This window comes from Thermogemmatispora argillosa (assembly GCF_059696725.1).
In genome coordinates, this window is the sequence record NZ_AP019377.1 from 26,280 (window position 1) to 50,866 (window position 24,587).

The window sequence follows — 24,587 nt, forward strand, 5'->3', positions numbered from 1 at the left end:
CTATCTCCTCTCAGAGGTCCCAGGAAGCCAACCAATCACCTGGCTGCCCAACCACAAGCCAGCGCACCAAACGATCGGTGCGCTGGCTCCTGGCCTATTATAGCATTGCGCACCTGGGGCGGACCTGCCTGAGCCTGGCCGGCACGTCGGAACTAGCGCCGGCGCTTACCCGCCGGTGCCTCGGTGGGGCGCTTTTCCACCACTACGCCGGCCTCACCAAGGAGAGCCTCCTCAATGAGAGTGCGCTGCTCGGCCTCATAGCGGTCCATAAAGCCAGTGGCCGGGCTGGCGCTCTCGGGTCGGGCCAGCACGCGTAGCGTCACCTGGGGGACAGGCAGAGCAGCCAGCATGGCTTGCAAGCGCGGCGCCATATAGCTCCAGGCTCCCATATTCAGCGGCTCCTCTTGCACCCAGACCAGCTCTTGCATCGCTGGATAGCCGCTTAAGACCTGTCTCAGCCCCTCCTCGGGCAAAGGATAGAGCTGCTCAATACGTACCACGGCCACCTCGCTGGCCCTGGGTCGCTGCTCGCTGGCCAGCAGATCAATAGCGATCTTCCCGCTGCACAACAGCACGCGCCGGATGGTATCCGCCCGCTGCTGCGCCTCAGCGTCATCCAGGATCGGCTGGAAGCGCCCGCGGGTCAGCTCCTCCAGCGTCGCCGCTGCCAGCGGATGGCGCAGCAGACTCTTGGGAGTCAACACAACCAGGGGTAGCGGATGGTGCCGCAGGCTGTGCGCCTGCTGGCGCAGCAGATGGTAATACTGGGCCGCCGTCGAACAGTTGGCCACACGCCAGTTATAGCCCGCGGATAGCTGCAAGAAGCGCTCCAGGCGCGCACTCGAATGGTCAGGCCCCTGCCCCTCATAGCCGTGAGGCAGCAGCAGCACCACCGATGACTGCTGACGCCACTTGGCCCGCCCCGAAGCGATGAACTGGTCAATAATAACCTGAGCCACGTTGGCGAAATCACCGTACTGGGCCTCCCACAGGACCAACGCCTCCGGCGCATGCACGCTATAGCCATATTCGAAGCCCAGGACCGCGGTCTCTGTCAGCGGACTGTTATGGATTGCGAAGCTGGCCCGCGCCTGCGACAGATGCTGCAATGGCACATAGCGTTCGCCTGTACGGCTATCGTGCAGGACAGCATGCCGCTGGCTGAAAGTGCCCCGCTCTGAGTCCTGGCCACTGAGGCGGATCGGAATCCCATCGGCAAGAATCGAGGCGAAGGCCAGAGCCTCAGCATGGCCCCAGTCGATGCTTCCGTGCTCCAGCGCATCAGCGCGACGCTGCAACACGCGCGACAGGCGCGGGTGGACCGTAAAGCCCTCGGGCCAGCGCAGAAGCTCGCGATTAAACTGACGCAGTTGCTCTGCTGACACCGCTGGGGCTGGCTCCAACTCCACTGCCAGGCCGTTTTGCCCATTGCCTCCCAACTGCTCAAAGCGCCGTGGGTCCTCGTCCACCTCCTGTTTCGCACGCCGCAAAGTCGCAAAAGCCTCCTCTACCATCTGCTCGCATTCCTGGGGCGTCACTACTCCCTCCTCCTGGAGGCGCCGCGCGTACAGCTCACGGACCGTCGGATGGGCCCGAATCAGCTCATAGAGCTGCGGCTGTGTAAAAGCCGGCTCGTCGCCCTCATTATGCCCCCAACGCCGGTAGCCAACCAGCTCGATCAGAATATCCTTGTGAAACTCATCGCGGTAGGCATGGGCCAGGCGAATGGCCGTCAGTGCTGCCTCGGGATCATCGGCATTGACATGGATAATCGGAATACTGAAGCCCTTCGCCAGATCACTGGCGAAGAGCGTCGAACGGCTCTCCTGCGGCTCCGTGGTGAAGCCGAGCTGATTGTTGAGAATAATATGAATGGTCCCCCCAACTGTGTACCCCTGCAGATGCCACAGGTTCAGGGTCTCAGCCACCACTCCCTCACCCGGGAAAGCGGCATCGCCGTGAATCAGCACCGGCAGAGTCGCATCCGGCTCCTGACGCGGCAACCCAGGACGATCGCGGCGCTCCTGAGCTGCGCGTGTCATGCCCTCTACCACCGGGTTGACGAACTCGAGATGACTGGGGTTAGGCGCCAGCACGATCTTGAGGGCCAGCGAGCGCTCTCCGCCAAGCAGATGTTCCGCCCCGAGGTGATACTTGACGTCGCCACTCCACCCAAAGCCGAAGGTATCGGTGAGCGGCACCCCCTCCTCATGGCGTGTGTGGGCGAACTCGGCCAGAATGGCCTGGTAGGACTTGCCCAGCACGTGAGCCAGAACATTGAGCCGTCCGCGGTGGGCCATGCCAATGATCACCTCACGCGTCTCCGACTCCAGCGCGCAACGGATCAGCTCATCAAGCATCGGCACCAGGACATCGCAGCCCTCGATCGAAAAGCGCTTCTGGCCCGGATAGGTCTGGTGCAGGAAACGCTCAAAGACCTCAACCTGGGTCAGGCGCTGCAAGAGTTGACGGCTGGCCTGGGGACTAAGACGGCGCTGGAAAAGTTGGAGACCGACAGCGTCACGTAGCCAGAGACGCTCCTGGGGACTCTTGACCTGGTCGAACTCATAGCTGATCGTCCCTGAGTACATGGCACGCAGACGCTGGATGGCCTCCAGGGCATTGCGCGCCCCTTCGGCGGCATGTCCACCAACCACGCTGGCCGGCAAACGCGCCAGGTCCTCTTCGCTGAGGCCGTGGCTTTCAGGCAACAGGGCCGGGTCTCCCTGTGGTGGCCGCCCCAGGGGATCAAGCCGAGCCGCCAGGTGACCACGTTCGCGAATGGCGTGCGCCAGCGCCACCGCAGCCACCACTTTCTCTACAGCAAACGGCGCTCCCTCCGCCCTCCCCGCAGCCGGGGTCTCCGTCTCTCCCTCAACAACCACCGGCTTCCAACGGGCAAAGATCGCGCGCGTCTTTTCATCTACTGATGAGGGATCAGTACGATACCGTTCATACAGATCTAGCACATAGCCTGCATTTGGTCCATAAAATGTCTGTAAATTATCCATCGGTTTCCTTTATGCGGCTTGACACAGAGTGATGAATATGGCATACTCAACGCGGTAGCCTCTATCCACCGAAGCGGACACAAGCACATAGTCCAGACAGATGCGAAGAGGGAGCCAGTAGGCCGCTTCCCTGGCGACAGAGAGTCCGGGTCAGGTGAGAGCCGGATGCTAAGGAGCAGGCCGAAGATCACTCCTGAGCAGCTAGCAGAACGCGCAAGCGAGTAGAGCTAGCCGGCGCCTCTCCGTTACCAGAGAGGGCCGCCTGTCTCAACCTCTCGATGACTCCGCCCCTGGTGCCGGCTCGCCTGCCGGAGACGGTAGCCAGCGGGGCATGGGCCTGAGCGTTCGTCTGCGAGCAGGAACGCGCAGGAAAAGCTCAAGCGTGCCGCGCTGGCCCGATCGTGCTGAGGGCGGGGGACCGACAAATAGTATATCACATCGAGGGAGACGGCGGCATGAAGCGAGTTGCGACGGGTGCCGGATGGGCCAGGTCAGATCGACGAGCAACGGCGCCGCTGAGAGCGCGAAGGCGGGGATGATAGGGAGGGCCTGCCAGGACGGGATCACCGGGGCCACCGGGTAAGACAAGCGCGATAGCTGGCGAAGCCGTTCCCGTGCTTGCAGGGACGGGCTCGGCACAGGTGCCCAGTCGTGACTAATGCGGGTGGTACCACGGGAAGCCCTCTCGTCCTGCACGGATGAGAGGTTTTTTTATATGGCGATCGGAGCTTGCAGGATGAAGACGAAGCTGATCTACCTGGAGAATAGCTATACCTTTGAATGCAGCGCCAAAGTCGTTGCCACAGAGGGCGATGAGCTGGCCCTCGATGCCACCGTCTTCTATCCCGGCGGCGGCGGCCAGATGGCCGACCGCGGTACGCTCTCCTGGGATGATGGGCGCCGGCAAGCGAGCGTCATCGCCCTGCGCAAACAGGGGGAAGTGATCTGGCACCTGCTTGACTGCCCTCCCCCACCCGTGGGAACCGAGGTGACGGCACGCATCGACTGGGACTTCCGCTACCGGATGATGCGTACCCATACGGCTCTCCATCTGCTCTGCGGCGTGATCTGGCAAGAGTTCCGTGTCCCGGTGACCGGCGGCCAGATGTACCCAGATCGGGCACGTATGGACTTCGCTATGGAGGGACTGACTAAAGAGCGCTTGGCCTTCATTGAGCAGCGCGTCAATGAGGCGATCGAGGCCGATTTGCCCATTCGAGTCTATACCCTCCCCCGCGAGAAGGCTTTTGCCATTCCTGATCTCATCCGTACTCGAACCAATCTCTTGCCTCCCGATCTGGAGGAGGTGCGCATCGTAGAGATCGTTGGCCTTGATCTGCAGGCCGACGGAGGGACCCATGTCCGCCATACCAAGGAGGTCGGTGGCATCCGCATCGTCCGGGCTGAGAACAAAGGACGCCTCAATAAGCGCCTGGAAATCCAGTTGGTCGACGAGCCGCCTGGCTCCGCCGCCAGCATGGCTTCGCAACCGTGAGGCTCAGGGCGGGGACGCGCCTTACTGACCCTCGCCTCGGGCCGATGTGGCTAAGACGCAACACAGACAAATCAGCAAGCAGAAGCTCAGCCAACCCATAGCCTGCTGTAGCAGGCAAGGCTATCCATTTGTCAGTGAGCGAGGAGGAAGCTGACGTGTCAGGAGAAGCAAGTGTTTTCCGGCCAGTGATCGCGGCTGATCGCGTCGACTACCCGGCACTGGAGCACGAGATTCAGCGCTGGTGGGATGAAAATGGCGTGCTCCAGCTCTACTTGCACCGCAACGACCAGAGCGACAAGCAGTATTCTTTTCTGGACGGCCCCATGACGGCGAACAATCCGATGGGGGTTCATCACGCCTGGGGCCGTACCTACAAGGACCTCTTCCAGCGCTTCAAGACGATGCAGGGCTATCGGCAGCGCTACCAGAACGGTTTTGACTGCCAGGGCCTGTGGGTTGAGGTCAATGTCGAACAGGAGCTGGGACTCAAGAACAAGCGCGAGATTGAGCAGTTCGGTATTGCGCGCTTCGTTGAGCTGTGTAAAGAGCGCGTCTTCCGCTTCGCCCGCCGTATCACCGAGCAGTCGATTCGGCTGGGCTACTGGATGGACTGGGGCAACGACTACTACACGCTCTCCGACGAAAACAACTATACGATCTGGCATTTCTTGAAGCGCTGCTATGAGCGCGGCCTCATCTACAAAGGGCACGATGTCATGACCTGGTGCCCCCGCTGCGGTACAGGCATCTCCAACATGGAGACCCTGTCGGAGGACTGGCATGAGATCAGCCACCTGAGCCTGTATGTGCTCTTCCCGCTGGTCGAGCGGCCCGGTGAGGCGCTCCTTGTCTGGACAACGACGCCCTGGACCCTGGCCGCGAATGTCGCCGCGGCCGTTCATCCCGAGCTGACCTATGTCAAGGTAGAACAGGATGGCCAGATCTTCTATCTGGCTGAGGAGCGTCTGAGCCTGCTACGCGAGCTGCGCGGACGCGATAAGGGAGAGTACCGCGTCCTGGAGCGCCTGAAGGGAGAGCAACTGGTGGGTTGGAGCTACCGCGGCCCCTTCGATGAGCTGCCTGCCGCTCAGGGGGTCAGTCATCGCGTCATCCCCTGGAAGGAGGTCAGCTCGACCGAGGGCACTGGTATTGTCCATATCGCCCCAGGCTGCGGTCGCGAGGACTTTGCGCTCTCGAAAGAATTCGATCTGGCGGTGTTGGCCCCTGTAGACGAGTTCGGTGTTTACGTCGACGGCTACGACTGGCTGACTGGCCAGGCGGTCTCCCAGGTGGCTCGCCCCATCGCCGAGAACCTGGCGCAAAAGGGCCTCCTCTATCGCTCGCAGAATTACCGCCACCGCTACCCTGTCTGCTGGCGCTGCAAGACTGAGCTGATCTTCCGTCTGGTCGATGAGTGGTACATCTCGATGGAAAAGCTGCGCTACGAGATCATGGATGTCGCCCGCCAGGTCACCTGGATTCCGGCCTTTGGCCTGGAGCGTGAGTTGGACTGGCTGCGCAACATGGACGACTGGATGATCTCGAAGAAGCGCTATTGGGGCCTGGCGCTGCCTATCTATGAGTGTCAGCAATGCGGGGCCTTCGAGGTCATTGGCAGCAAGGAGGAGCTGCGCGAACGCGCTGTTGAGGGCTGGGAGGAGTTTGAGGGCCATTCGCCGCATCGGCCCTGGGTTGATGCCGTCAAGATCCGCTGTCGACAGTGTGGCTCCCTGGTCTCGCGCATCAAGGATGTGGGCAACCCCTGGCTGGATGCCGGTATCGTTCCTTTCTCTACCCTGGAGTATCGCCATAATCGCGACTACTGGCGCCAGTGGTTCCCCGCGGATTTCGTGACGGAGTCTTTCCCAGGTCAGTTCAAGAACTGGTTCTATGCTCTGTTGGTGATGAGCACGGTCCTGGAGGGGACGACGCCCTTCAAAACGCTGCTGGGCTATGCGACGGTCCTCGATGAGGATGGCGAAATCATGCACAAGTCGAAGGGCAACGCCATCGACTTCGATGACGCCGCCGAGCGCGTGGGCGCCGATACGATGCGCTGGCTCTATACCAGCCAGGACCCAGAGCAGAACCTGCGCTTCCCACGTATCCCCACGCAGGAGGATGTCGAGCGGGCCGCACGCGAAGGGGTTCCGGTGCGCCTGAGTGAGAAATGGATGTTGGTCCGCCGGGCCCTCGATAAGGTTTGGAATATCTACTGGTTCTTTGTCACCTACGCCAATATCGACCGCTTCAATCCCACGCGCTATCAGCTCCCGGTGGAGCGGCGCAGCGATCTGGATCGCTGGATTCTCTCGGAGCTGCAGCAGACGATTTTGGAGGTGACCGCCTGCCTGGAACGCTACGATAGCGCGCATGCTACGGCGGCGCTGCAAGAGTTCATCGAGAACCTGTCAAACTGGTATCTACGCCGGAGCCGTGAGCGCATCTGGAAATCGGAGCTGGATGATGATAAGCTTGGCGCTTATCTGACGCTGTATGAGTGCTTGACCACTCTGGTGACGCTTTTAGCTCCATTTGTGCCGTTCTTCTCCGAAAGCCTCTATCAGAACCTGGTGCGCAGCGTCAACCAGGAGGCGCCTCTCAGCGTGCATCTCTGCGATTGGCCCCAGGCGCGCCAGGAGCTGATCGATGAGGCTCTGACTCGCGATACGCATCTGGTGATGCGCGTCGTTGGCCTGGGCCGCGCCGCCCGCGAAAAGGCTCAGATTCGCGTGCGTCAGCCGCTCAATACCCTCTATGTGCGTCTGCCTTCGCAGACTGATCAGGAGGCAGTGCTGCGTCTGAAAGAGCAGGTGCTAGAAGAGCTGAACATTAAGCGCCTGGAGCTGCTCAGCGACGATAGCGAGATGCTGGCCTATACGCTGCGCGCTCAGGCGCGTCTCTTGGGTCCGAAGTATGGGCCGCTGGTGCAGAAAATCCTGACCACGCTCAAGAACCTGGATGCCCAGGCGGCCAGCGAGGCCGCTCGCCAGTTGCGCGAACAGGGCGCGTTGACCCTCACGGTCGATGGCCGCGAGGTGACCTTGACACCAGAAGAGGTCGAGGTGATCGCTACGGCCCGCCCTGGCTATGTGACTGCCGAGGAGCGCGGCGCGGTGGTCGTGCTGGAGACGACGATTACCCCTGAGCTGCGCGAGGAGGGGCTGATCCGCGATCTGACGCACTATATCCAGGATATGCGTAAGCGGGCCAATTTGAAGATCGAGGACCATATTCAGCTTGCCATCTGCGCCGATGAGGAGCTGGCGGCTATGGTGCGGCGCCATGCCTCGCAACTGCAGGAGGAGACGCTTGCCGATAGCCTGCGTGTTGAAACAGCCCCATTTGAGGAGACGCTCCCTGGTGAACTCTATCGCGAGACGCTCTCGCCGGCGTCGGCACGCAGGCTGGAGAGCTATACGGTCCAGGTGGTGATCGCGGCTGCTCAGTCTTCAACCTCTGCAGGTTAGCGGACAGGCTGAGCAGCGGCGGTCAGTTCGTAGCGCAGCGTAACGCAGGGCAGTGCAACTGGCGCAGCCTTCTTCGGGCTGAAGAATAGCCTGTTCGGTTTAGGGCAGTGGCTGACCATCTGCTCAACCGTTTCTAAGCAACGGTAGGTTAAGCTCAACTGCACAACCCTGGTATGGTCTGGGAATACTGCGATGGGTACGCTGCGATCTGCGTGGAAAGAGGCGGCTTGGGTCTTTGGACTCAGCCGCCTCTTTCTGCTCCTGATTACCTATGTCGGCGGGGTCCTGCTCCGCCCCAAAAATATGGCCTCTATTCCTTGCGTACAGAGTGGGCTGCGCTTCTGTCTGCTCGGCTGGTATCGCTGGGATGCTGAGGCTTTCGGACGCATCGCGCATGTGGGCTATCGCTCTCTCGCCGATGTGGCCTTTTTCCCGCTGTGGCCCTGGCTGATCCGCCTCGGGGCCGCCGCTCTCGGAAACCATTTCCCCCTCTCGTTTCTCCTGTCCGAGTTGCTGCTTTCGAATCTCTTCTTCTTTGGGGCGCTCGTTCTGCTCTATATCTTGGCCAGGGAGAGCCTGGATTGCGACCCAGCCCAGGCTCGCAAGGTGCTTTGGTACCTGGCATTCTATGCCTACGCTATCTTTTTCTTCGCTGGCTACAGTGAGTCGCTTTTCCTGTTCCTCACTCTGGCGCTCTTTTGGTTGTTGCAGGGTACTGCGCTCTGGCGCTGGTGGCTGGCCGGCTTATTGGGCTGCGCTGCGGCCTTGACGCGCTCGACCGCCATCGTGCTGGTGATCCCTTTCTTGTGCTTCTATGTTGAGCGCTTCTGGCGCGCCCCGCTGCCAGCGGCGGCAGCCGGGGGAGCGGCTCCGGGTCAGGCTCGACCCTGGCGCCTCTGGCTGCGGCGCTGGTTAGCTGCTTTGCCGGCGCTCCTGATTCCGGCAGGAGTGGCAGCCTATATGCTCTACTTGGGTTGGCGCTTTGGTGATCCCTTTGTCTACAGTCGTATGGAGCGCACCGTCTGGGGACGGCAGTTTGCATTGCCGTGGATGGCTTTCGGCCCGGCGCTGGGGGCTGTGCTGGGCGGTCCGCTGCATACTGAGATGGCAGCTCGCAATCTCATGGATCTTCTCTTCACGCTGCTGCCGTTAGGCGTGTTGGCTGCCGGCTGGCGCCAGCTTCCTGCGGCATACCGTTTCTTCTCACTGGCAGTGGTGCTCTTTGCTCTCTCTTTCCCGCTCACCTCGGGTGAAACGCTGGCCTCACAGCCGCGCTATCTGATGGTGGCCTTTCCTCTTTTTCTGATTATGGCGCGCTGGAGTAAGCGCTTTCCTGGCCTCGACCTGGTCTACGGGGGATTCTGCGCGCCGCTCTTCGCCTTCAACGCTTTGCTCTTTACTTTACACTATTGGGTCGCCTGACGCTGCCTGGTCTGGCCAGGAGGGCGCGCTGCGTCGCTGTTGGCGAAGTCGATCAGACTTGACCCTTGCTGGCCTGGCCAAGCGAGTCACGAGGTGCTATAGTGTACAATACCCCTGCTCTCCTTACCAGCTTCTCCGCTCGTAGAAGGCTGGTGGGAGAGCAGGCAGGGAGGGGGGGCAACGATGAAGAGAGAGCGGAGCGGAGGTGTGGTGAGGATCAGGTCTAAACAAGCAAGCGACAAGAACAGGGCACGCGCAGAAGGAGCAACCAGAGAGTGGCAGAAGAGCTGATCCGTGATCCTCTGTGGGGTGAGCAGCGGCTGAGTGATCCCGTGCTGATTGCGGTGCTGCACTCGGCACCGCTGCAGCGCTTGAAAGGCGTGCATCAGGCCGGCGCCTCTTATCTGGTGCGCTCGGGGCGCGATACGACGCGCTACGAGCACTCGTTAGGGGTGATGCTTTTGATTCGCCGGCTCGGTGGGGGGCTGGAAGAGCAGTTAGCAGGCCTGCTACACGATGTCTCGCATACAGCTTTCTCTCATGTGGCCGACTATCTGTTCTCCTGCTACGATGAGGACTATCATGAGCGGCACCTGCGGCAGGTGATTGAGCGCTCGGATCTACCCGCGTTGCTGCGCTCCTCGGGGATCAATCTGGAGCAGATTCTGGCTTTTGACCGCTGGTCGTTGCTAGAGCAACCTGCTCCTGATCTGTGCGCTGATCGCGTCGACTATACGCTGCGTGATCTGTGGCATGCAGGCTATCTTCAATGGCTTGATGTCGCGACCTTTCTGCAGGCGCTCCGTGTACGGGAGGGGCGCATTGTGGTGGCCGGTCTGGATGCGGCGCGCTGGTTTGTTCATCAGTATGTACACCTGGTGACGGAGCTGTTTATGCACCCGGTGGAGATGTTCGCTGACTACCAGCTAGCGCGAGCGTTGCGCCTGGCTTTGGATGGGGGCTTGCTGCGGGAGGAGGAGCTGTTTCTAGAGGATGCGGAGCTGCTGGCCCGACTCCGTCGCGCGGCTCACCCGGAGATTGAACGCTGCCTGAGCCTGCTTCAGCCTGGACTAGAGGTGAGAGAGGTCGCTGCTGACCAGCCTTTTGATGTCTATGCCCGCGTTAAGCCGCGTATGGTTGATCCCCTGGTGCTCTTGGAAGATGGGAGCCTGGTCCGCTGCTCAGCGCTCGATGCGGAGCTGGCCGCGCTACAGCGGACGGTGTTACACAAGGCCAGACGTGGCAGCTATCTACGCCTGTGCCGCTGAGCAGCGAACAGCTCAGCGGCAGTCAGGGATGACTCTTGTCTGTCGAAGGGCGGCCTCGCTTCTGCTGTTAAGGCGGGGCTTAGGGGACCAGACCTTTGCGGCGCATCTGCTCCAGGTCGTAGCGCGCAGGCTCCAGAGGGCTAAGTCCGGCCAAGGCGCAGGCTCTGCCGACGAGAGCGAAACCCAGGTTCAGGCCCTCGATGAGGTGGGCGCGCTCAGCGCTAGCGAGGGCACTGAGACAGGCCTGCTGCTGCTCAACCGCCTGCTCTTCGCCGACGGCGGCCCAGTAGCCCGCCAGCAGAGCTTGATGAGGCTGGAAGTCCTCGTACCGCACTTGGTGAGTGGCGGCCAGCAGCAGCAACCAATAGCCGACCTGGCTGCCCTCTAAGACGATATCGGCCTGGAGATTCTGATGGCGATGCGTCCCCTGCAGCACGCCAGCCAGCTCCTGCAGCTCATCGGCCAGCCGTCCGAGCAGGTAAGCTGGATTGCGCTCCTGCAACAGGCGTGAGGTATGGGACTGCTCACTCAAATCATGGTCGCGCAGATAGAGGTAGGCCGTGTAGAGCTGGCGGAGCAGCGTCTCCAGGTGCCCGCTGAGGGCCTCGTCTGCGATCTCCTCGTTCCCTGCCTGAGCCGCAGGCCTCTTCTCTGGCAGTGGCGGCTGTGCCGGGGTGGCCGACTTGGGCGCGGGGATCTCGCCGGCGCTGAGTTGGTGGCCAGGATGACCATAGACCTCCGCCGGATCGAAGACACGCCTGGCCACCAGCTCATAGCGGTCATCGGGCAGCAGGCGCCGATAGTAGCAGCTACGATAGCCCTCATGGCAGGCAGCCCCGCCTTGCTGAACTACGCGGATCAGCAGGCTATTTTCCTCGCAGTTGACAAAGATGGCGCGTACCTGCTGAGCATGCCCGGACTGCTCGCCTTTGCGCCAGATGGCCTGGCGCGAGCGGCTGTAGAAGTGAGTATAGCCGGTTTCTCGCGTGAGGCGCAGGGCCTCCTCATTCATAAAGGCGACCATCAGCACCTCATTGCTCTCATCATCCTGGATCACAGCCGGAATCAGTCCCTGACGGTCAAATTTCAGCGTCATGACGTCTGTCCTCCCCCGCCTATCTCTGCCTCGTCCCAGCGCACGGCCACCCCCCGCTCACGCAGGTAGCGCTTGGCGTCGGCGATGCGATACTGGCCAAAGTGGAAAATGGAGGCCGCGAGCACTGCATCGGCACCTCCCTTTGTCAGTCCCTCATAGAGATGCTCCAAAGTCCCGACGCCCCCCGAAGCGATCACGGGTACATGCACCGCTTGCGCGATGCGGGCCGTCAGCGTGAGGTCGTAGCCTTGCTGCGTCCCGTCGCGGTCCATACTGGTCAGCAGGATCTCGCCGGCCCCCAGCTCGACACCGCGGCAGGCCCAGTCAACGGCATCCAGGCCCGTCGGAGTGCGGCCTCCGTGAATGTAGACCTCGTAGCCACTCGGCATGGCGGGATTGCTGCGGGCGTCAATGGCGAGTACGATACATTGGGAGCCAAATTGCTCGGCCCCTGCACGCAGCAGCTCGGGCTGTTGCACCGCTGCTGTATTCACCGAAGTCTTATCAGCGCCGGCCCCGAGCGTGGCCCGCATGTCCTCAACGCTGCGAATGCCGCCACCGACCGTGACCGGGATAAAGACCTGTTCGGCAGTCCGGGCGACCACATCCAGCATGGTCTTGCGCTGCTCATAGGAGGCCGTAATATCGAGAAAGACCAGCTCATCAGCTCCCTCAGCGTTATAGAAAGCTGCCAGCTCGACTGGATCGCCGGCATCGCGCAGGTTGAGGAAATTCACCCCTTTGACGACGCGCCCGGCGGCCACATCCAGGCAGGGAATGATCCGTTTCGTTAACATTGCTGCCCCTTCCTGATACCTCTCTGCTGCTCGGCTCGGCTCGGCTCGGCTCCAGGCCGTCGCATAGCCGTAGCAGTCTGCACCGTTGTCCCGCTCCACTCTGCAGCGACCTTCCTTCCTTCCGCCCTTCCCGTGCGTACCGGCGGGCTGCGCCAGAGTTTGACCAGAGCAGGACCCGGGCCAGTCTCTGTCCTCGTCCTCTTCTCCTCGTCAGCTTCTCCGCTGTCAGCCAGCATCTTCTGTCGACGGCTCACAGGCGGCAGCGCAGGCCAGGGCTGCTGCCAGGTCCACATCTCCCGTATAGAGAGCCTTCCCGATAATGACTCCCTCGACCCCCAGGCGCGCCAGGGCCCGGATATCTTCTAGCGCGCGCACTCCGCCGGAAGCGATCAAGGCGCGCGGCGGTTGAACCTGCCTCACCACTCGGAGCATAGTCTGCAGGGCCTCTAGATTTGGCCCGCTCAGCGTGCCATCGCGCGCAATATCGGTGTAGATAAAGCGTGCTACGCCCAGCGCACAGAGCTGGGCGGCCAGGTCGAGAGCGCGAAGAGGCTCTGTCTGCTGCCAGCCGGCCACCGCTATCAGTCCATCGCGGGCATCCAGGCCGACCGCAATCCGCTCGCCCCAGCGCCTGACAGCCTCTTCGAGCAAAGCTGGCTGGCGCACGGCGCTGGTTCCCAACACCACGCGCTCGATCCCGAGAGCCAGCACCCGCTCGATGCTGGCCAGATCGCGCAGGCCGCCCCCTAGCTCAATCTGCAGCCTCGTGGCCGCCCGAATGCGCTCGACCGCGTCTAGATTGACCGGCTGACCCTGGGCGGCACCATCCAGATCGACCAGGTGCAGCCAGCGGGCCCCCGCTTCCTGCCAACGCAGGGCGACCGCGACCGGGTCGTGGCTATAGACCGTTGCCTGACGATAGTCACCCTGGTAGAGACGTACGCAGCGTCCCTCGCGCAGGTCGATGGCAGGCAGGATGATCATGGGACCCGCTCCTCCACCCAGTGCACAAAGTTCGCCAACAGACGTAGTCCCATCGCCCCGCTCTTCTCAGGATGGAACTGTGTTCCCCAGAGATGGTCACTGACAATCACACTACAATAGGGCGTGCCATAGTCTGTGACAGCAGCTACTCCGGCGGGATCGCGCGGCTCGACGTAGTAGGAATGGGCGAAATAGAAGAAGGCCCCGGCAGGTATTCCTTTAAATATAGGTAGCTCCGGGCGAAGTGGCTGAACCTGGTTCCAGCCCATGTGCGGAATCTTCGGACCCTGGGGAATGCGCCGGACCTCGCCGGGGAAGAGCTGCAGGCCCTCGACTTCGCCTTCGGCATGATGCTCGGCTAGTAGCTGCATGCCCAGGCAGATGCCCAGGAAGGGACGCCCGCGGGCCGTGGCTTCGCGAATGGCCTCATCGAGACCGGTCGCCTTCAGGCGCTGCATGGCAGCCCCGCCAGAGCCGACGCCCGGCAGCACAATCGCCCGCGCGCGGGAGACAAGGCCTGGGTCCGCGGTCACCGTCGCTTGGGCCCCAACGTGCTCCAGTGCCTTCTGAATACTGCGTAAATTGCCGGCGCCGTAGTCAATAATCGCGATCATAGTCGTCGCTCTCGCTTTCTTCTCCTCAAGCTGGCCTGTCATCAAGCAGAGCCGTCCCACTCCCCACCTACCCGCTACCACGGCCCAGGCCGGACAACCTGACCGGGTTACGGTAGCCTTGTGCTTCCGGCCGAGCGGACTCAGAACGCCTCTTCCGCTGGGCGCTCCAGCAGCCCCTGCCAGGGCTGTAGGCCGGCGTTGCCAAGCGTCACGGCCTGGGTCAACCCCAGCCAACAGATGGCCACTGGAATGCGTCCACGGTCAAGCAGATTGATCGTCAGCAGGGGGCAGCAGAGCAAGGCCAACGCAAGCAGGCGCTCCCAGTCGGCAGGCAAGGCCCTTTCCTCCTTGAGCCAGGAGAGCAGCGGACGCAGCAAGTTTTGCAGCTTGGTTGCCAAGATTGCCTGCCGGATAGGAGCCGGCTGATAGGTATGTGTGACCTCCAGCCAGGCCCCGCCGACCCCACGGTGGAGCGTTACCCGTAGCGTCAATGTCTGGGCCGTCTCCTGTGGGAAGTACATCCAACTGGCAAAGACATTGTGGTAAAGCGGCTTGACGATATCCAGGAGCGCCGCGTGCCGGCCCGCAAAGGCCGGATCGAAATAGAGATAGTCGCGCTCATGCTCCAGAAAGACGTTGCCGAAGTGGGCATCACCGTGGCCAATGATGGTCAGAGCAGCCTGCCGCGGATGGAGTCGCTCCTGAGCCTCCTCCAGTAATTGGCCCAATGTGCGCGGTTGTGGCTCCCCATTGACGACCCAGCGGCATCTGAGCAGATCGTCAAAGCGAATCTCGCTTTGGCCGACCCCGGCGCCGGCAGGCGCCGGCAGAGGGATAGACTGCCCCCGGTAGAAGCTCGTCAGACGTCCGCCAGTGAGCCGATGCCAGAAGAGCTGATGGACCGGCGCCGTAGCATGCTCATCCGCATCGCTGAGGCGCCCCGTCGTGCGGTAGATCTCCAGCAAGCGCTGACAAGCTCGACGCTCAGCGGCCACCAGCGTTTCTGCCGGCACCGGGCAGGGCGCTCCCGTCTCGGCGGCCCGCATCAGGTCGAACATCACAGGCCACTCTACCAGGGGATAGATGACCATCTGGCGCCCTTCCTGGCGAACGACGTGCAAGGGCAGCACCATATTGTAGCCCGCTTCATGCAACAGCTCGGCATGGTAATACTCGGAGAGGGCGCTCTGCTCCTCTACGTGGGTCTTGAAAAAGTAGCGCTCCCCATCCCGCTCGTAGGTGCCATTAAATGAATTCAGGGAGACGGGCCGGGGCGTCAGCGTCACCTGCTCAGTCAGGACATCGAGCTGATGGGCGAACCACAAGCGTAGCAGGCGCTCAGCTTTGGCGCGATCTTCAAACTGCAGACGCTGGATGGTCTCCAGACGCTCCACCTCAGTCAGCAGGGACGGCAGCCGCCGCACATCCTCGATCACAAAGTCTGGAGCGCAGGCCAGCAAGCGCCTGCGGGCTTCCTCGCTGCGCGCACCGCTCAACGTAGCCACTGTCAAGGCACCAGCGGCCCGCCCGCCCAACATATCGCCCGATGAATCGCCGACGACAATGAATGGTGGCCGGCTGCGGGCCAGCTCACTGGCCTGGGGGCCGCGCCGATCCAGGGCATAGAGAAACTGGAATGGGTGCGGCTTGCTCAGCAGCGTCCGATCGCCTGCGCGCCGCAGCTCAGCCTCCGCCGCCTCGACCGCATCATAGGTACACAGATGTCCTGGATCGAAGCGCGACAACAGATCATAGGCTTGTAACGGCAGCACCGCCTCCTGATAAGAGCGGCCAGTCGCCAGGCCCAACACATACCCCGCTGCCCGCAAGGCATCAAGCGTCTCCCTGAGTGCCTCGGGCGGCAACAGAGGGCGCTCAAAATGGATGCAGCCGGGCTTACCAGCCTGGCGCGGAGGATGCCCATAGGTGCGGCTATAGAGTTCCTCGCCAAGGTACCACTCCTGGAAGAGAGCGCGGCAGAAGTCCCAGAAAGGACTGAGCCGGGAAAAGACCCCCTCAATCTGCAGGCCCAGCCTGGCGCTGGCGTAGGCATCGTAGCGATTCAATAAATCCAGTCCCACCGCTTCCGCGAAAGGCGCCTCGGCAAAGGGCGGCCCTGCGACCAGGAGCGTCGCAAGCTGCGGCTGCAGGGCCGCGCGCCGGGCAGCCAGTGCGCTGCGCAGACGAGTCAGCCATTCCTCCTCCCAGGGTCGCAACGGCAGCAGCAACTCCCGCGCACTGGGCAGCACCTGCTCTAGCAGAGCGATCAGGCGCCAGCAGACCGCGGCGTAACATGTATCCCAGTTCGAGTTGATCGCCAGCGCCTTATAGAGCAGAATCTCCTCCTCTGGGAGCGTGGCCCGGCTCAGACGACGGCTCTCCTCGGCTCCGCTGACCGGTTCATAGCCGCTTTGACCCGTCACATTCCAGTAGCGAGGGCTAAAGAGCAGCTCATGCAGCGTCAGACCCGCCGCATCCCAATAGGCGTCTTCACTCGTAATGACTCCATCAAGATCAAAGACTATCAGCGTCTTCACTGTCGTCGCGCCGTCCTCTCGCTCAGCAGTCGCAGGCTGGCCGGCTCCTGACCAAAGCGATACGCCAGGGGCGTCACATCGATATGCTCGGCGCCCACACTGCGCAAAGCCGTAATGATCTCGACCAGATCCGCCACCGCTTCCCCCATTTGCAGCACTCCCGAGACCCGGCAACGCTGGGCCTGGGGATCATCGGTCGACTCTGAGCTCCCGATATGATATTCAAAGCCTGGCACCAACCGCTTCAAATGCATACTCAACAGCGAACGCACTTCTTCGCCGCTGCCTGGCACATAGGCCGTCAGCAGGACCCGATTGCGTGCCTGCAGGCGAGCATTCAGCAACTCCAGGAGCACGCGGGCCACGCGCTGCGCCTGGGGAAGCTGGCTCAACAGGCGGACGTTGCCTATCAGACACGCCTGAGAACGCAGGACCACGCCATCCTCAAGCAATTTCAAGTGATTCTCACGCAGGGTCGTGCCCGTCTCTGTGAGATCGACGATCAGATCCGCCACCCCAGTCAGTGGCGCTGCCTCCAAGGCCCCGTGAGGGGTCACGATGCGACAGTGAGAAATACCGTGGCGGCGCAAGAAATGTCGTGTCAGCGTCGGATACTTGGTCGCAATGCGCAACCCGCGCCCTTTGTGCCTCTGGTAATAGCCAGCCAGATGCCAGAGGTCCGCACAGGTATTGACATCGATCCAGGTCTCAGGAACGGCCACCACCAGGCGGCAGGAGCCGTAGCCAAGATCGCGCTCCAGAACCATCAGATTATCATCATTTTCCTCATCCTCGTCTGGCTCCTCAGCAAGACCGCGAAACTCGGCCAGAAGATCATAGCCTGTGATGCCCAGGATGGCATCGCCGTCGCGCACCAGCGCTGGAATGTCGGCGGCGCGCTGGAAAACTACCTCCAGCTCAGGCAGGCTGCTGATGCGAGCCAGGTACTGACGCGGATTGCTGCGCTGCACCTTCAAACCGCATTCGGCCAGGAAAGTCAGGGTAGCTCCTTCCAGCGTTCCTTTGCCAGGTAAGGCCAGGCGAAGCTGAGCAGGCTCGGAACCTGGGGCCGCTCGCGGCTCACTCATAGGCTATAGCCTCCTTCCCGCAAGGCCGCGGCCAGGTCGCGGCAAGCCACCGTTCGCTCTGCACCCGAGGCCAGATCGTGCAACTTGACCGTATTGGCCTGACGCTCCTCCTCCCCGACGATCAAGGCGAGCTGGAAACCACGCCGCGAGGCCTGCCGCAGGGCATTGCTCACCCGCTGAGAATTGACATCCAGCTCCACAATGATCTCACACTCATGCCGAGCCTGGCGCGCCACGCGGCTGGCATAGACCAGGTCTTGCTTCCCGACTGGGATCACCAGGGCGCGTACGCGCTGGGGAGCCGCCTGCCACTGGCTGGCAGGGATCAACGGCAAGAGGCGCTCCAGGCCGAAGGCAAAGCCACAGGCCCGTACCTCGTGCGTCCCTCCCACGGCTTGAATAAGGTGGTCATAGCGCCCCCCGCCGCAAAGCTGCAGATCGACGCCCTCCTCATCGCTGGCGTGGATCTCGAAGAGCAGGCCCGTGTAGTAACTCACCCCGCGCCCCAGGGCCAGATTCAGCGTAATCTGCCGGCGATCGACACCCGCCACCTCCATCAGCGTCGTCACCAGCCGCTCCAGCTCCTCCAGGGGTGTGGCATCTAGCTGATAGCCCTGGAGCAACTGGCGCAGCTCCTGAAAGACCTCGGGGGGCGAACCAGCTAGCGCCCGCAACTTGCGCAGAAACTCAAGCGCGCTGAAAACCTGCGCGCGCTGCTCACTGCGCCCCACCTTCCACAGAAAGCGCTCAACAATCTCGCGCCGGCTATCCTCATCGCCAAATGGCAGGCTCACACTGTTCAGGAGCGCTGCCACCAGGTGATTGGGGCCGTCAGCGCTGACCAGACGTCGCCACTGATCCGCTCGGCTCGCTGCCTCTGCTCCCCCAGAGACTGGCAGCGATGCCTGAGTCGCTTGCTCGGGATAGAGCGCCTCCAGACGAGCCCGCGCCGCCTGCTCTCCTTCGGGCGAACGACTGATCTGCTCCATGAGGCTTAGCAGCAGGCGAGCGGTTTGAGTATCCAGATGCAAGCGTTCAATGAAGCCACTCGCGACCCCGACGTGGCCCAGCTCCAGGCGATAACGAGCGATGCCCAGCTCATGCAAGATATCGCAGGCGAGCTGCACGATCTCGCCATCGGCACGTAGCGGCTGACCGCCGAAGAGTTCGACCCCAAGCTGCGTGTGCTGGCGATAGCGCCCGCGTCCCGGCGCCTCGTAGCGAAATACAGGGCCAACGTACTGAAAACGCAGAGGAAGGGAATGCTGTTGATATTGTTCCAAATAGAGACGGCAGATTGAAGCGGTATATTCCGGTCTCAGGCACAATTCACGTTGGTGTAGCTGAAACGCGTAGAGATTCTGCCAGGCCTCCTGACCGAAGCTGGCCTGGAAAAGATCGCTGCGCTCCAGCACGGGCGTATCCACCGGCTCGTAGCCAGCCTTCTCCAAAAGAGCACGCACGCGCTGCACTACCTGCAACTGCCGACGGTAGGTATCGGGCAGGACATCGCGCATACCGCGCAGGCGCTCAATATGCTTCTTCATAAGACAAACTTTTGTTCCCCCAGTAGAGTCTTACCTGCTCCACCTTCGCCAACCCGGGCCACGCTGGCCATGAAGTAACCAGCCGCCGGACCAGGCTGAGCCGCAGCCGGGAGAGCGAGCGAACGAGCAACCCTTCTCTCCCCGGGCAGCCAAGAGAGATACCAGAGAGAGGTGCGCTGGCCAGGGCCGTCCTGTCCTGCGCACCCAGAAGGCAAGGCAGCCTCACGAGCAACCAGCCGTCTCACCTCGAACCAGGGCTGGCCGCGCTCGGCATGACGCTGCCCTGGAAGCTTGCTCGCCTGACCAGGGAGGAAGAGGCCAGCCGGACTAAGCCGATGGCTGGCGTGTTCCCCGCACAATCATTGTGCCAGCCCCTTTATCCGTGAACAGCTCGCGCAGCAAGACATGAGGCTCACGACCATCGACAATATGCACGCGGGGAACAGAGCGCAAAGCATCCAGGCAAGCTGCAACTTTGGGGATCATCCCACCCTGGATCACCCCCTCATCGATCAAGCGCAGCGCCTCCTCCTCCGTCAGCTCCGAAATGAGGCTGCCGTCGGGGCGACAAATCCCCACCACATTACTCAAGAAGATCAGCTTCTCGGCATTGAGGGCACCTGCCAGATGGGCGGCCACGACATCAGCATTGATATTGAGGCAGGTGCCGTCTGGTCCCTGCCCCAGGGGCGCAATGATCGGAATATAGCCCTGCTCGACCAGTACCTGCACCAGCGTAGGATCAACCTCCTCCACCTCGCCGACGAAGCCCAAACGCTCATCTGCAACGCGCGCGCGCACCAGGCCGGCATCCGTTCCGCACAGCCCAATCGCCTTGCCACCCATCTGCGAAGCCATCAGCACCAGCCCCTGATTGACCTGTCCCAGCAGCACCATCCGCACCACCTCCAGCGTCTGGGCGTCGGTCACGCGCAGGCCATTCTCAAAGCGCGTGGGGATTTGCAAGCGCTGGAGCCACTCATTGATATAGGGCCCCCCACCATGCACCAAGACCGGCTTGGCGCCAAGGGCACTAAGCCAAATAATATCTTGCAAGACCACCTGCTGATGCTCCAGCGTGCTCCCCCCCAATTTTATCACAAGAATTTTCCCTTTGAGGTAATCGATATATGGCAACGCCTCGCGTAAAACCTCGGCGATGAGATGATGATCGCTGATAATATCCCCGTCGGGTGTTCTTGAAAAGGCAATGGCCATCTCTCTGCTAACTCCTCGTCAGACCGTTGTCACCTACGCTTCAGCCGGCGCCGGCAGCGCAGCGAATACCTACCTCCCGGATCGCCTTCCTCACTGACCGACCAGCCGGTCCGGCGCAGCTCGCGGGCTGCGCCGCGCTGCGTGCCACGCCGTCACTCGCTCACTTACTTTCTTCCTTTCGGCAAGACAAGAGCCTCAAGGGTAAACTGCTCCCACCTGCAAGCCGGTGCGCTCATCGAAACCAAACATGCAATTGGCGTTTTGCAACGCCTGCCCAGCAGCTCCCTTGACCAGATTATCCAGACAGGCAAGCACCAGCAGCCGCCCGCTGCGTTCATCGAGCGTCACATACAGGAGACAGTGATTGCTTCCATAGGTCCACTTCGTATGCGGCGGCTGATCAATGACGTGGACAAACGGCTCATCGGCATAGTAGTCGCGGTAGATGGCCTGGATCTCGGCCCTGTCTGGCAGGCGTCCCGAGCTTACGGGCCGCAGCTCGGCGTAGCAGGTGGCCAGAATACCGCGCGTCATAGGGGCCAGGTGAGGCACAAAGGTCAAGCGCAGGCCCGGCTCATAGGACTGGCCAGCGGCCCGGGCCGCAGCTTCCAGCTCTTGCACGATCTCGGGCAGATGGCGATGTCCTCCGAGGCTATAGGCGCTCAGATCCTCATTCGCCTCGGCATAGTGCGTATCCAGACGCAGCCCGCGCCCGGCCCCACTGACGCCTGACTTGGCATCGACAATCAGATCCCGGCTGACGAGGCCCGCCGAGAGGGCCGGCAGCAGGGCCAGAATGATCGCCGTCGCGTAGCAGCCGGGATTAGCCACCAGCGCCGTCGTGCGGATGCGCTCGCGATAGCGCTCACAGAGCCCGTAAACAGCCTGCTCCAGTAAGGCGGGAGCCGGATGCGTATGCTTATACCACTCCTGATAGAGGGAAGGATCACGCAGGCGAAAATCGGCGGAGAGGTCCACTACTCGCGTGCCGCGCTGGAGCAAGACCTGCACCGCCTCAGCGGCGGCGGCATGGGGCAGGCAGACGAAAGCCAGCTCCGTCGCCTCTGGCTCCTCTGTGATCTGCACCTCTGCCAGGTGGCGTGCCGCCTCCTGACAAGCGCCGCCAGCCAGAGCATACAACTGAGGAAAGACCTGGCCCAGGCGCTGGCCAGCAGCGCTGCGCCCTGTCACCGAAGTGACACGAAAGTGAGGGTGATTGGCCAGCAGCCTCAGCAGCTCCAGACCGGTATAGCTGGTAACATTGACGATTGAAACGCTCACCATCGCAAGAAACACGCTCCTGAACTCCTGGGCTGTAGCGAGGAACGAGGGCCGCATACGTGCTGGCCGACTGGCCTGACTGCTGGCGCCGAGCGCCCCAGAGGCAACGACCCAGACCCTACCCGCCAGCCCTCCGCTTCCGCGAAGCCAGCCGGTCAGAGAGAGACCAAATAAAAACGCCCTCGTCCCTGACCACCATGCATCGAAGGGACGAGAGCCGATAGCAACGCTCCCGCGGTACCACCCTGCTTGTCACCACCTGCAGCGCAGCCTCGGTCTGGCAGCGCAGCGACCTGCAGCTCTATTCAGGCGACAACGGCGGCTGGCGCATACAGCCAGCCCAGCCAGCCATTGGCCAGCCTGAGCATCATCAAGGCAATGCTATTGGCCTTCGACGGCCCGGAAGGATCACCACGACCTCCGCTCCGTACCGCCCAGTCAGTCTCGTGTGGTCAGCCCAGCGCCATCAGGGTCGCAGGCTGCGACCTGGCGTAGCGACCACCGCTGCTGCAGTCTGCTCATGCCAGCACCAGAGATTCCTCACCTCATCGTGTGGAACTGTGCTGTGACCACTCTTGCCGGTTATACTGCTGCGTGGGAACCACCCACCTGGCCTACTTGCCCAGAGCCGATCACGGCCTGCCCCCAGGCTTGGGAGGAAGCCACTATCACCCTGGACTTTCTTCGGCCAGCCGCTCACGAACGGGTTCTGAGCCGACGCATCCCTGCCGAACTCTCACCAGCCTTCGGCTCGCTGTTGGCCGTCGGGCTCATACTAGTTTCGCTCAACGCGGGACAGACTTGTATGCACTTGTTATTGTTTCTAAGGATAGCAGCAGTGGCGTGCGTTGTCAACCACTGGATGAACGAGCTGCGGTTTTTCACGCTTTCCTGCCCGCTCTTCCCTGGTGAGCCGTCCATCAGGTATATTACTGGGGGTGTGCCGTCAGCAGACAGCCCGGGGGACCAGACTCATTCCACCCCTATCCGGCAGGCCTTGTTAGCGGGGCGGTGACCTTAACGGTCGTCGCTTTCACTGCCGACCCAGGTGCAGCGCTCCGACGGTCCACCCCTATCCATCTTGCTTGAGCACTGACAGTGAAGGATGAGGAACGAAGCGCATGTTAGCAGCACGAGAGGCACATCGGGAGAAGGTGCTTGTCGCGCTCTCCTCGGTGGGGGCGGCGGTTGGGCTAACCGCCTTGAAGCTGGTCGCTGGTTTGCTCAGCGGCAGCCTGGGCATTTTGGCCGAGGCGGCGCACTCCGCTTTAGACCTGGCAGCGGCCCTGTTGACCTTTCTGGCCGTGCGGGTCGCCGACCGGCCAGCCGATGCCACCCATAACTATGGCCATGCCAAGATCGAGAACCTCTCGGCACTCTTCGAGGCCATCCTGCTGCTGGTCACTGCACTGTGGATCATCTACGAGGCCCTGCGTCGCCTGATTCTGAGTGAGGGGCATGTCGAAGCAAGCATCCTGGCTCTGCTGGTGATGGCTATCTCGATTGCTGTCGACGTGACACGCTCGCGGGCCCTGTTGCGCGTTGCGCGCCGTCTAGGCAGCCAGGCCCTGGAGGCCGATGCCCTCCACTTCAGTACCGATATCTGGAGCTCTGCCATTGTGATTGCGGGCCTGCTGATCCTGCGCCTGGCGGAGATCTGGCACCTACCGTCCTGGGTCAAGCAGGCCGATGCGGTCGCTGCCCTCGGCGTCTCGCTCATCGTGATTTACGTGGCGCTGCGCCTGGCACGCGAAACTGTCGATGCCCTTCTCGATCGCGCACCTGAGGAGCTCCTGCAGCATCTTGAGACGGCCATCCGTCAAGTCGAAGGAGTGAGTGAACTGCGCCGGATACGGGTGCGCCGCGCTGGCAACAAGATTTTCGCCGACGTGGTGGTTGCGGCTCCGCGCTCTTTCACCTTCGAGGAGACACATGCCCTCAGCGAGCGTGTCGAGCAGGCGGCAATCACTGGCGTGCGGGCCCACGCTCCCCAGGCTGAGACCGATGTCGTCGTGCACCTGGAGCCAGTAGCCAGCGCCGAAGAGACAGTCCGTGAGCAGATCCACTACCTGGCCCAGCAGCAAGGGATTCGCGCCCACGATATTCGCGTGCGCGAAGTCGGCGGCAAACTGGAGGCTGATTTCGATATCGAGGTGGAGGCCGATATGGACCTGGCCAGCGCCCATGCGGCAGCTACGCGCCTGGAAGAGGCGGTACTGCGGGGCAATGCCCAGCTCCAGCGGGTCACTACGCATCTGGAAGCTGCCCCGCCCGCTACCATCGAGCGGCGCCAGGACGTCACCGGTGATTACCCCGAGATGGTGCGACGCATCCGCCAGCTTGCCGATGCGGTGGCCGGGCCGGGCAGCGCCCACGATATCCATCTCTATCGTTCCTGCCGGGCCGAGGAGTGCTCTGCGGGAGCTACGGGGCCTGGATCGCGTAAGGAGCAGCAGGGAGCTAGAGGCCAGGCGAGCGCGAACGGACGTGAAGATGAACTTGATCTTGTTCTGCATATTACCTGTGCCCCTGAGACGCCCCTGAGTCAGGCCCATCTCAGAGCCGAGGAAGTTCAGCGCGCCCTGCGCCAGGAGTACCCTCGACTCGGCTCGGTCGCCATTCACACGGAGCCGCCGGAGTGAGCCACCGGCCTCAGCTACAGCGTGGCTGCTCCCCGGCAGAGAAGCAAATCACCCCACTCTTACCAGGCCGTCTCCAGGCTCCTGCGGGCTGTCAAGGCCCCAGGAGGCTTGTTCACT

15 protein-coding genes are annotated in these 24,587 nt (G+C 62.2%); 5 read left to right on the forward strand and 10 right to left on the reverse strand.

The features are described from left to right. Window positions 1–152: 152 nt before the first annotated feature. Complete coding sequence (locus tag AC6H1L_RS00120) at window positions 153–3,011, reverse strand: 2-oxoglutarate dehydrogenase E1 component (protein WP_497599520.1); 2,859 nt, start codon at window positions 3,009–3,011, stop codon at window positions 153–155. 736 nt (window positions 3,012–3,747) lie between these two features. Here AC6H1L_RS00120 and AC6H1L_RS00125 point away from each other — a divergent pair. From AC6H1L_RS00125 to AC6H1L_RS00140, 4 genes are all read left to right on the forward strand, one after another. After that, complete coding sequence (locus tag AC6H1L_RS00125; protein WP_497599521.1) at window positions 3,748–4,506, forward strand: alanyl-tRNA editing protein; 759 nt, start codon at window positions 3,748–3,750, stop codon at window positions 4,504–4,506. Between the two features lie 155 nt (window positions 4,507–4,661). After that, window positions 4,662–7,976: an isoleucine--tRNA ligase gene (ileS, locus tag AC6H1L_RS00130; RefSeq protein ID WP_497599522.1), complete on the forward strand. Its 3,315-nt coding sequence runs from the start codon at window positions 4,662–4,664 to the stop codon at window positions 7,974–7,976. Window positions 7,977–8,168: 192 nt separating this feature from the next. After that, window positions 8,169–9,398, forward strand: a complete 1,230-nt coding sequence (locus AC6H1L_RS00135) for a mannosyltransferase family protein (protein ID WP_497599523.1) — start codon at window positions 8,169–8,171, stop codon at window positions 9,396–9,398. A gap of 275 nt (window positions 9,399–9,673) precedes the next feature. Beyond that, on the forward strand, window positions 9,674–10,666 hold the full coding sequence (locus AC6H1L_RS00140; protein WP_497599524.1) for an HD domain-containing protein: 993 nt from the start codon (window positions 9,674–9,676) through the stop codon (window positions 10,664–10,666). A 79-nt stretch (window positions 10,667–10,745) separates the two neighbouring features. Here AC6H1L_RS00140 and hisI read toward each other — a convergent pair whose 3' ends face one another. From hisI to argC, 9 genes are all read right to left on the reverse strand, one after another. Beyond that, a complete protein-coding gene (gene hisI, locus AC6H1L_RS00145; protein ID WP_497599525.1) occupies window positions 10,746–11,762 on the reverse strand; it encodes a phosphoribosyl-AMP cyclohydrolase in 1,017 nt (338 codons plus the stop codon). Beyond that, window positions 11,759–12,559 carry an imidazole glycerol phosphate synthase subunit HisF gene (gene hisF, locus AC6H1L_RS00150; protein WP_497599526.1) on the reverse strand — a complete coding sequence of 267 codons (801 nt, stop codon included), beginning with the start codon at window positions 12,557–12,559 and terminating at the stop codon, window positions 11,759–11,761. The genes hisI and hisF overlap by 4 nt, the downstream gene beginning before the upstream one ends. A 225-nt stretch (window positions 12,560–12,784) precedes the next feature. Continuing rightward, window positions 12,785–13,543 (reverse strand): 1-(5-phosphoribosyl)-5-[(5-phosphoribosylamino)methylideneamino]imidazole-4-carboxamide isomerase, encoded by a 759-nt coding sequence (gene hisA / locus AC6H1L_RS00155; RefSeq protein ID WP_497599527.1) that lies wholly within the window; start codon window positions 13,541–13,543, stop codon window positions 12,785–12,787. Continuing rightward, window positions 13,540–14,157, reverse strand: a complete 618-nt coding sequence (gene hisH, locus AC6H1L_RS00160) for an imidazole glycerol phosphate synthase subunit HisH (RefSeq protein WP_497599528.1) — start codon at window positions 14,155–14,157, stop codon at window positions 13,540–13,542. Before hisH ends, hisA begins: the two co-directional genes overlap by 4 nt. A 140-nt stretch (window positions 14,158–14,297) precedes the next feature. Then, window positions 14,298–16,694, reverse strand: coding sequence for an HAD family hydrolase (locus AC6H1L_RS00165; RefSeq protein ID WP_497599529.1), 2,397 nt, complete (start codon window positions 16,692–16,694; stop codon window positions 14,298–14,300). Then, complete coding sequence (gene hisG, locus AC6H1L_RS00170; RefSeq protein WP_497599530.1) at window positions 16,691–17,782, reverse strand: ATP phosphoribosyltransferase; 1,092 nt, start codon at window positions 17,780–17,782, stop codon at window positions 16,691–16,693. Before hisG ends, AC6H1L_RS00165 begins: the two co-directional genes overlap by 4 nt. Further along, the gene (locus AC6H1L_RS00175) at window positions 17,779–19,329 is read right to left on the reverse strand and encodes a histidine--tRNA ligase (RefSeq protein WP_497599531.1); all 1,551 of its coding nucleotides are present in this window, start codon (window positions 19,327–19,329) and stop codon (window positions 17,779–17,781) included. The genes hisG and AC6H1L_RS00175 overlap by 4 nt, the downstream gene beginning before the upstream one ends. 327 nt (window positions 19,330–19,656) lie before the next feature. Further along, complete coding sequence (gene argB, locus AC6H1L_RS00180; protein ID WP_497599532.1) at window positions 19,657–20,547, reverse strand: acetylglutamate kinase; 891 nt, start codon at window positions 20,545–20,547, stop codon at window positions 19,657–19,659. 195 nt (window positions 20,548–20,742) lie between these two features. Next, the gene (argC, locus tag AC6H1L_RS00185) at window positions 20,743–21,831 is read right to left on the reverse strand and encodes an N-acetyl-gamma-glutamyl-phosphate reductase (protein ID WP_497599533.1); all 1,089 of its coding nucleotides are present in this window, start codon (window positions 21,829–21,831) and stop codon (window positions 20,743–20,745) included. A gap of 1,118 nt (window positions 21,832–22,949) precedes the next feature. Between argC and AC6H1L_RS00190 the strand changes: the two genes are divergently transcribed. Continuing rightward, window positions 22,950–24,470, forward strand: a complete 1,521-nt coding sequence (locus tag AC6H1L_RS00190; protein ID WP_497599534.1) for a cation diffusion facilitator family transporter — start codon at window positions 22,950–22,952, stop codon at window positions 24,468–24,470. Window positions 24,471–24,587 lie beyond the last annotated feature (117 nt).

Excerpts from the sequence above, each read along its gene's own strand:
- AC6H1L_RS00120 (WP_497599520.1), bottom strand. The coding sequence starts at position 3,011 with ATGGATAATTTACAGACATTTTATGGACCAAATGCAGGCTATGTGCTA.
- AC6H1L_RS00125 (WP_497599521.1), top strand. The coding sequence starts at position 3,748 with ATGAAGACGAAGCTGATCTACCTGGAGAATAGCTATACCTTTGAATGC.
- AC6H1L_RS00135 (WP_497599523.1), top strand. The coding sequence starts at position 8,169 with ATGGGTACGCTGCGATCTGCGTGGAAAGAGGCGGCTTGGGTCTTTGGA.
- hisI (WP_497599525.1), bottom strand. The coding sequence starts at position 11,762 with ATGACGCTGAAATTTGACCGTCAGGGACTGATTCCGGCTGTGATCCAG.
- hisF (WP_497599526.1), bottom strand. The coding sequence starts at position 12,559 with ATGTTAACGAAACGGATCATTCCCTGCCTGGATGTGGCCGCCGGGCGC.
- hisA (WP_497599527.1), bottom strand. The coding sequence starts at position 13,543 with ATGATCATCCTGCCTGCCATCGACCTGCGCGAGGGACGCTGCGTACGT.
- hisH (WP_497599528.1), bottom strand. The coding sequence starts at position 14,157 with ATGATCGCGATTATTGACTACGGCGCCGGCAATTTACGCAGTATTCAG.
- hisG (WP_497599530.1), bottom strand. The coding sequence starts at position 17,782 with ATGAGTGAGCCGCGAGCGGCCCCAGGTTCCGAGCCTGCTCAGCTTCGC.
- AC6H1L_RS00175 (WP_497599531.1), bottom strand. The coding sequence starts at position 19,329 with ATGAAGAAGCATATTGAGCGCCTGCGCGGTATGCGCGATGTCCTGCCC.
- argB (WP_497599532.1), bottom strand. The coding sequence starts at position 20,547 with ATGGCCATTGCCTTTTCAAGAACACCCGACGGGGATATTATCAGCGAT.
- argC (WP_497599533.1), bottom strand. The coding sequence starts at position 21,831 with ATGGTGAGCGTTTCAATCGTCAATGTTACCAGCTATACCGGTCTGGAG.
- AC6H1L_RS00190 (WP_497599534.1), top strand. The coding sequence starts at position 22,950 with ATGTTAGCAGCACGAGAGGCACATCGGGAGAAGGTGCTTGTCGCGCTC.